The sequence below is a fragment of the Nitrincola alkalilacustris genome (assembly GCF_008973755.1).
Taxonomy (GTDB): domain Bacteria; phylum Pseudomonadota; class Gammaproteobacteria; order Pseudomonadales; family Balneatricaceae; genus Nitrincola; species Nitrincola alkalilacustris.
Map to the genome: position 1 here is coordinate 1 of NZ_WBOM01000023.1, position 1,199 is coordinate 1,199.

1 protein-coding gene is annotated in these 1,199 nt (G+C 54.7%); it reads right to left on the reverse strand.

Going from position 1 to position 1,199, the window contains the following annotated elements; genetic code table 11:
* Positions 1 to 30 precede the first annotated feature (30 nt).
* A protein-coding gene (locus F7R27_RS18565; RefSeq protein WP_151705762.1) for an IS3 family transposase occupies positions 31 to 1,193 on the reverse strand; the annotation gives its coding sequence in 2 pieces (ribosomal slippage) (positions 31 to 920 and positions 920 to 1,193; 1,164 coding nt in all).
* Between the last annotated feature and the right edge of the window lie 6 nt (positions 1,194 to 1,199).

A 1,199-nucleotide genomic window follows, 5' to 3' on the forward strand; every position in this document is an offset into this window, starting at 1 on the left:
TGATCTGGCAACAGTTTTCCGGACACATTTTCAAGCGGCTTCTCGTAGCTCTGACTCGTAGTCCATAGGGCTCATGTAATCATTGCTGGAGTGTAGTCGCATCCGGTTGTAAAACACTTCTATGTACTCGAAGATGGCTTGCTTCGCTTCGTCTCGCGTTTTGAAGTCCTCATGATAGATCAACTCGGTCTTCAGGGTGTGGAAGAAGCTCTCAGCTGGTGCATTGTCCCAGCAGTTACCTTTCCGACTCATACTGCCCCTGTACTCATGCCGAGAGAGCAGCCGCTGAAAGCTATCTGACGCATACTGACTGCCTCGGTCACTATGGACCAGCAGTCCGGCTGCGGGCCGACGTTTCCAGATCGCCATACTCAGCGCATCCTTCACCAGAGATGCCGGCATCCGGCTCCCCATCGACCACCCCACAACAGCACGCGAACAAAGGTCAATAAACACCGCCAGATAGAGCCAGCCCTCCCGCGTCGGGATATAGGTGATATCACCCGCATACGCCTGATTCGGCTTCTCCGCCGAGAAGTTACGGTCCAGAAGGTTCGGGGCCACCGGCTTATCGTGCTTCGAGTTCGTGGTGGCTTTAAACTTCCGTCGAGTCTTGCATGTAATGCCTTCGTCCTTCATCAGTCGGGCGATCCGGCGGCGGCTGGCGGTCTCATTATCCCCAGCCAACTTTCTTTGAATACGCCGCGTGCCGTAGGTTGCTCTGCTCTCCTCGTGGTGCTCACGAATCTTGGCCTTCAACGCCTTATCCTGCTGATCTCGCTGGCTGGGCGGCCTGGACCGCCACTCGTAGTAGCCACTGCGAGACACCTCAAACACTCGACACATCAGGGCAATGGTGAATTCGTCCTGATTGGTGTCGATGAATGCATACCTCAGCGAGACTCCTTGGCGAAGAAGGCCGCCGCCTTTTTTAGCAGCTCACGCTCCTCTTTGAGTCGAGCATTCTCTCGCCGAAGCTGTTTCAATTCCTCATACAGGTGCTGGTCATCAACCGCGCCAGCGGAACTGGCCGTCTGCTTGCCGCGATACTTGCTGATCCAGGTATGCAGCGTATTGACGTTAATACCCAGCTCCCTAGCCGTCTGGGTGACGGGTTGATCAGACTCTACCGCCAGTTTGACTGCCGACTCTTTGAACTCAGCTGTATAGGAATTGCTTTTCTTCTGACTCATGACACA